The sequence below is a fragment of the Raineyella sp. genome (assembly GCF_034933565.1).
Lineage (GTDB): Bacteria > Actinomycetota > Actinomycetes > Propionibacteriales > Propionibacteriaceae > Raineyella.
Map to the genome: position 1 here is coordinate 23216 of NZ_JAYFNG010000058.1, position 6866 is coordinate 30081.

A 6866-nucleotide genomic window follows, 5' to 3' on the forward strand; every position below is an offset into this window, starting at 1 on the left:
GGGCAGGGGACCAGGCACGGGACCACAGTCATGCAAACCATGCAGCCTGCCGGTAACGCGTGGGTCGCGTGAACTGCGGAACCAGGCGGAAGAGGCCGAGCAGCCACTTCGGACGCTTGTAAGGAACCTGTCGTCGCGTGTCTCACGGGATCGCCATGCTGCGTCGCTGCCTGGTACTGCCCACAGTCCGTGGGAAGATAGGCACGGGAGCCGCCGGTTCCGAGCGGGAAGGTCCGTCGAATCACGCTCATCGTCCCGTTGCGAGCCGAGCGCTCAGCTTGCATCGCGGGGTCTGTAAGGAGTAGCCAATGAGGGTCGCGCGCATTCGTATCGGACGCTTCCGGGGTTATCGCCATGCAGCGCTCGTGGTGCCAGAGAACATGGTGCTTGCAGGTGAGCCGCAGGCAGGCCGCACTGACATTGTCGAGGCCCTGCGCCGGGTTCTCGACGCCCGCAGTACTCGGTCCCGCGTGAATCCTCTCGACGTCTACCGACCTGCTGACGGCGATGAAGAGTCCTTGACGGAGGTAGAGGTGACTCTCCTCGACCTCGGGGAGGACCTCGAAACTCTTCTCAGCGAGAATCTGGAAACGTTCGACCGGGCAACCGGGGAGATCGCCACGCCAAGCAACGCGGGCGACGCGGTTCTGGGCGTCCGTCTGTGCTATCGCGCACGATATGACCTCGACACGGACACCGGCGAGCACTGGGTTGATTACCCGGCGCGAAGTGATCCCGCTGCCGGTGTGTTCAAGAGAGCGAGCCGGATCGAGCGTGAGGCTCTGCCTGTCCAGTTCGTTGACAGTGCGCCGGCTCTCCAGCTGCGGGCAGAGGGAGTCCTGAGAGCACTCCTTGCTGATGCCGACCCTGGTGGCCTGGACAGCGCCCTCACCGATCTGGATTCGGCCGTCCATGCTGCAACCGGGTCGTTCTCTGAGATGGAGGTGGTCACCAGCGTTCTGGATAAGGTCATTGATTCTGGACCCCAGACTCTGTTCGGTATCGATGACTCCGCCGACATCAGTTTCCTGGCGGATGACGGTTCTATGGCTGCCCTCCTCAGAGCGCTTCAACCAGCGATCTCGATGGGTGCGGCCGGGGCCCTTCCCGTCCGTTCCCAGGGGTCGACTCTCGCGAGTGTGCTCTCGGCCGCTGAAGCCATCGCAGCCGCGCGAGATGCACAATCAGGCGTCGTCATCATCGGCGATGACTTCGGAGATCGCCTCGACGCATCGTCATCTGAACACATGGCGCGGCTCATCCACGTAACGGCAGGGCAAGCGATCCTCACAACGCGCCGTCCTGAGGTAATACGAGCATTCGATCCCGGTGAGCTGGTTCGGCTCACGGTCAGCCACGGCGAGAGACGACAGCACCAGCTCTCTGCAGTCACGGACAAGACGGGCCGAGTCAACCGGAGGCTCATCCTGGAGCAGCTTCTCGCCGCGCTGAGCGCGAGAACCGTTGTCCTCCTGGAGGGGCCGCTCGACGTCGAGGGGTACGGCGCGCTCGCGTCGCGGCTCTTCCGGAAGACGAACGAACCGCACCACAGCCTCCCCGCTAACGGCGTCCGCCTGGTCGCCCCGCCAGGGTCAGACGGAGGAGTTACCCGGCTCCCAGCCATTGCCGAGATCGCCCTTGAACTCGGATTCCACGTCCGAGCGATCGTCGACAATGACAAGCCAGGACACGAAGATCCGGCAGTCGGAGTCCTTGCAGGAATGGTCGAACAGCTCGTCGTGCTTCCCACTCGCACCGCCGTGGAGGCCGCGCTCATCCGCGGCGTACCCGGAGATCGGCTCCGAGAGACGGTCGAGACCCTGGAAGACTTCGGCATGCCCACCCTGCCACCCGATCTCGGCGACGACGACATCGCGGACCACCTCATCACGACGAAAGTGATCAAGAAGCAGGGGCTAGGGGCAGCCTGGGCTCACGCACTGACACGCCAGCCGCCGATCGCGCGGTCCGCGATCGAAGCAGTCTGCGGCGACACGCTCGGACGCATCGACATCCCTGATCTGCCATGACCTTCGCCCCGCAGAACCCGGAGCAGCAGCGAGTCGTAGCGACGCAGGCCGAACTCACTGTCGTGCTCGGCGGAGCGGGTGTCGGAAAGACGACCAGCGCGCTCGCCGCAGCTCACGCCCATCTCGAACGAGTTGCAGAAAGCGAACCCCACGATCGGGTCCTGTTCCTCTCGTTCTCTCGTTCCTCGGTGGCGCGCATCGCCTCCCGTGCAAATGAGATTCTCGGCCGACGAGGCTCCCAGGTGGACATCATGACGTTCCACTCGCTCGCGTTCTCCGTGGTCCGGAGATTCGGGAATCTGGTCGGACACGGCGACCCCGTCCTCGTCAGCCCCGCTCGCGAGAAGCTCGGCCTGGCCCAGCACGAGATCGGATACGGCAGGCTCATCCCGCTCACACTCGAAATCGCTCAGGCCGCACCTGCTGTCGCAGAACACCTTCGCACCCGATGGGGCCTCGTAATCGTCGACGAGTTTCAGGACACCGGCGATGCGCAGCAAGACCTCCTTCAGCTGATTGCCCGCGACAGCAGGCTGGTACTGCTCGGCGACCCGAACCAGTGCATCTACACGTTCCTCGCCGAAGACGGCGTCAGAGTGGAGCGCATCGATGAAGCCTGCTCGGCCGCTGGGACAGAGAACACCATCCTGCTGCCAGAAACCTCCTTCCGAGACCCCTCCGGGATCATCCCGGCCGTCGCCAACGCCATCAGGGGACGCCTGTTCGAGTCAGAGGCCATCGCGGCCGCCATCCGGGACGAAAGACTGGTCATCCAAGACGGAATACCACTCTCCGACGAGACCAGTCACGTCGCACGGGTCGTTAGCGAGCTAGCCGCGGAAGATATGGGCGTGGCAGTATTCACGCACCATAACGACATGCTCGCGGCTCTCTCGGATGCACTTGAAGCCGACGGGATCGAACATGAAGTTGCTGGTCTCAGTGACGCGCTCGCCGCCGCCCTCGACGCCCAGACTGCGATGGCGCGGTTCCACACCGGCGATGGCACCTGGGGAATTGTTCTCGAAGCGATAGCCGTGTTCCTGACGAGCGCGCAACGTGGGCAGAAGGCGCCCCCCATCGCGTACCAGGTGATGAACGGTTCAGGCCCCACGACCTTGCAAGCTCGCCTGAGCGCTCTTCGAGAGCGTCTCTCCGAGGCCGGGTCCATCCGGGAGGTAATCGAGGTAGCGGCGACGGCACACGACGCGCTCGGACTACCGCAGAAGTCGGGCGCCTGGCAGCAAGCAGCCACCCTGCTTTCGGTGATGTACGCGCGAGCCGCACGCACGATCAGCGCCCGCGATGACCATCAGATGGTCGCAGCGATCTGTGCGGAAGCCCGTGAGGCGAGTTACGCGGCGCTCACGGACTCGGCGCTGAGCCCGCGAGAGGTTCAGCTAATGAACCTCTACCAGACGAAGGGACGCGAGGCCGACGCGACCGTCGTGGTGTTGCGGGAGGGAGACTTCATGGGCTACGAATCAGAACCGTTCCCCACAACAAGTCGGCTCCTCTACGTGGTCTTCTCCAGAGCCAGACACAAGATCGTCGTGCTGCTCGTGGGCAACAGGTTCCACGCCGCCGTAGCTCCTCTCGCGGCTCTGGCCGCGAACTGAGGTTGCCCACGAGGGGGACCAGAAGGGGACCAGAACCATGCAAACCATGCGTCTCGTGACGCGCGCTGCATGACCTGCGGCCCGGAATCACGCGGAAATCGGTTTTGCTGGAGCCGTCTGGACGCCTGGGGGTCAGGGGGTCGCAGGTTCAAATCCTGTCAGCCCGACGTTGTGATGTGTCACGACATCACGGACGCCTGAACCTATGATTGTAGATTCAGGCGTTCTTCGTTTTATGGGTGTTGCTGGTGGCCGGGCAGGGATCGGTGGGGCCGGCGGTTGTTGTAGTCGTCGCTGAAGGCGTCGATCAGGGCCTGCAGGGAGCGGCGGGCGGTTTCGGACTGCGAGGCCCCGGTCAGCACGGCGGTGATCACGAGACGACGCTTCGACGATGCCAGGGCGGCAACCTGCGCCGCGGAGTATGCCGATGACGTGAGACACGCCTATTCCGATGTCCCGAGACACCCCATTCCGATGTCCTGAAACCAGACACTGTCAGCCCGACAGAAGAGCCCTGATGAGAAGCAATTTTCATCAGGGCTTCGTCGTCTCTGCGGATCAGTTCGCCGACCTGGGAACGCCCGAGCGTCACGTGATCGACAGCATCACGCAGTGACGGGAAGAAGACTCTTGCTGCAGTCCTGCAGGCCGTCGTACGGGAGGCGTTCCTGCTGCTCACGGTTGGCTCCTCGCCCAGCCGTACCTCGACAGCTCGGGCCGGCCGGGATCGCCCCAGCATCGCTCTACGCGTCGTCTGCCCCGTAGTAGCTGACTGTCATCGGGAGGTGTCAATCCCCTTTTCTGCATGGTGGGTTCTCACGACGAGCGGTTCGCTGGGACGTGTCGCCGCGGATCGCGGCCGTGTCGGTTGGTGAGCAGAGGTACATGCGAATGACGGATCAGGTGCAGGTTGCCCCTGTGTGGGCGGCGGGAATCAGCCGGCGGGCCGGAGGGACCGGCGGCTCGGGCCAGTGGATACTCCGGGATTGTTCGCTGCACCTTCCGCGCGCCGCGCTCACTGCGATCGTCGGGCCGAGCGGTGCCGGGAAGACATCGCTGATGTACTGCTTGAGTGGTCTGGACCGTCCGGATGAGGGGCGCGTGCTGCTCGACGGCACCGACATCTACGAGCTGGGTCGAGAACGGCGAGCGAAGTATCTGCGCACCACCGTCGGGTTCGTCTTCCAGCAGTACAACCTGATCTCGTACCTCACTGTCGAGGAGAACGTGCTGCTGCCGGAGCAGCTCGCCGGCCGCCGAGTGCCCCGTGACCAGGTGACGGCGATACTTACCCGGTTCGGGCTGCAGGACAAGGCCGGGACCGCGGCGAGCGCATTGTCCGGCGGGGAGCAACAACGGGTTGCGCTGTGCCGGGCGATGCTGTTGCGACCGTCCATCGTCTTCGCGGATGAGCCGACCGGAGCACTGGACAGCGTGAACTCCCAGCTGGTGCTGCGGATTCTGCGCGATCTGACCGTTCAGGGAACGACCGTGGTGATGGTCACCCACGACATCGATGCGGCAGCACTGGCGGATCAGGTGGTGTTCATGCGTGATGGCTCGATTACGGGCGTCTCCGGACGTCTGGACAGCGATGCGGTCCTAGCCCGGATGCGGCAGCTCACGGTCCCCCACGCGGCGTCGAAGGTCAGCTGATCATGCTGGAACACGTCCTTCGCATCTTCCGCAGTGACTTCCGGAGCTGGGTGCCGTCCATCGTCGTGATCGGCCTAGTGACTGCGCTGATCGGCGCCTGTGTGAACCAGTTCGTCTGGTCGAACAGTGACGGGTTCATCACCGCGGCGACGGCCGCGGGGCTCGACCCGGCGGCGTTCGGGATCGTGTCGGTCACGATCTACGTCCTCGTCGCCGTCCTGTCGTTCTTCGCGCTGACAGTGGTCGGCTCAGCGACGGTAGAACGCACCCGCAGGACCTTCGCGCAGTGGCGGCTCGCCGGTGCGAGCCCATGCCAGATCCGGAGGAGCCTCTGGTCCCTGGTCGGTCTCGCCAGCGTGGCCGGAGCGCTGCCCGGCTCGCTGCTGTCCATCGGCCTCAGCATCATCGCGGTTCCATTGTTCGATCAGATGGCGGCAGTGAGCTTTCCAGGTGGACTCGGCGAGTTCGAACCGCCGGCGTTCCACCCATCGGCCCTAGCCTGGGCGGCCGCATTCGCGCTGGGAGTCGCCACGTGCATGCTCGGTGCGTTGCTGCCGTCGCGACGCGCCGCCGACGTGGAGCCTGTCGAAGCGGTGCGCGGCCTGGCGCCCCGAAGACGCGGTGGAGCACAGGCCCGCTGGGTGCTCGGCGGCCTGCTGCTCGCGGTCGCGCTCACGTTGGTGCTGGCGGGCACTCTTGTCCCTGCTCACCGCGAGGTCGGCGTCGAGGCGACCGGCATGGTGAACGCCGCGATCCAGGCCGGCCTGTTCGCCGCCGCAGGCGTCTATGTGCTCGGAGTTGACCTAGCTCCCGTCGTGCTCGCCCTCGTCCGAACGCTTCTGCGCCCGTTCCGAGGCGCAGCTGTCGGCGTGCTGGCCACCCGTTCCGCTCAGGCCGATGTCGACACGAATGCGAACATGATCGCACCACTGGCGGTCGCGATCGGACTGGCGGGCGTGATCTTCAGCGTGATGCCGTCGTACCAGGCGACGATGCACGAAGCCGGGTTCCCGCAGTCATCTTCCAACTATTCCGACATCGTGGTGATAACCGGCTTGTTCGGCTTCGTATGCCTGCTGACGAGCACCGCCGTCATCACGCTCTCGGGCCGGGATGCCGTCCGGGAACAGGCGCTCCTGCGTACCGCCGGCATGTCACCGCGACAGGTCTTCGCGCTGACGGGCTGGCAGAGCTTCCTGCTCGCGCTCTGTGCGGGCGTGTTCGCGCTCATCCCTGTTGCCTTCGCAGGCAGCCTGCTCATGTCACGCTCGAACCTGCTCGTCGGGCATCCGATCCTTGATGTCCCCTGGGCCGGGCTGACCATTGTCGTGGTCGCCTGCTGGGGTGCCGTGTTCGTCGTCCAGTGGGTGCAGATCGCCCCGTGGGCACGCCGAGAGAACGCACTCGGTCTCAGGAGGGCCTAGCCCGGATCATTCATGGGACGGTGGGTCCGCCGACTGGTAGATGCAGAGGAGTGCCTGTCCACTAGGGGAAACTTGGGTTTGCGACGACTCAAGATCTCCCAGCGGAAGGCACTCCGTAGGTGAAGGGTACTGGATGG

Annotated in this window: 5 protein-coding genes; 4 read left to right on the forward strand and 1 reads right to left on the reverse strand. The window is 64.8% G+C overall.

The genetic code is table 11. The features are described from left to right. Positions 1 to 308: 308 nt before the first annotated feature. Together VB059_RS14050 and VB059_RS14055 are read left to right on the forward strand one after the other, a co-directional pair. Positions 309 to 2030: a hypothetical protein gene (locus VB059_RS14050; RefSeq protein ID WP_323422598.1), complete on the forward strand. Its 1722-nt coding sequence runs from the start codon at positions 309 to 311 to the stop codon at positions 2028 to 2030. Then, positions 2027 to 3649, forward strand: a complete 1623-nt coding sequence (locus VB059_RS14055; protein WP_323422599.1) for a UvrD-helicase domain-containing protein — start codon at positions 2027 to 2029, stop codon at positions 3647 to 3649. The genes VB059_RS14050 and VB059_RS14055 overlap by 4 nt, the downstream gene beginning before the upstream one ends. A gap of 233 nt (positions 3650 to 3882) precedes the next feature. On the opposite strand, the gene VB059_RS14060 is transcribed toward VB059_RS14055, so the two are convergent. Beyond that, positions 3883 to 4023, reverse strand: coding sequence for an integrase core domain-containing protein (locus VB059_RS14060; protein ID WP_323422600.1), 141 nt, complete (start codon positions 4021 to 4023; stop codon positions 3883 to 3885). 517 nt (positions 4024 to 4540) lie between these two features. Between VB059_RS14060 and VB059_RS14065 the strand changes: the two genes are divergently transcribed. Together VB059_RS14065 and VB059_RS14070 are read left to right on the forward strand one after the other, a co-directional pair. After that, positions 4541 to 5305, forward strand: a complete 765-nt coding sequence (locus VB059_RS14065) for an ABC transporter ATP-binding protein (protein WP_323422601.1) — start codon at positions 4541 to 4543, stop codon at positions 5303 to 5305. Between the two features lie 2 nt (positions 5306 to 5307). Continuing rightward, positions 5308 to 6729 (forward strand): ABC transporter permease, encoded by a 1422-nt coding sequence (locus tag VB059_RS14070; protein WP_323422602.1) that lies wholly within the window; start codon positions 5308 to 5310, stop codon positions 6727 to 6729. Positions 6730 to 6866 lie beyond the last annotated feature (137 nt).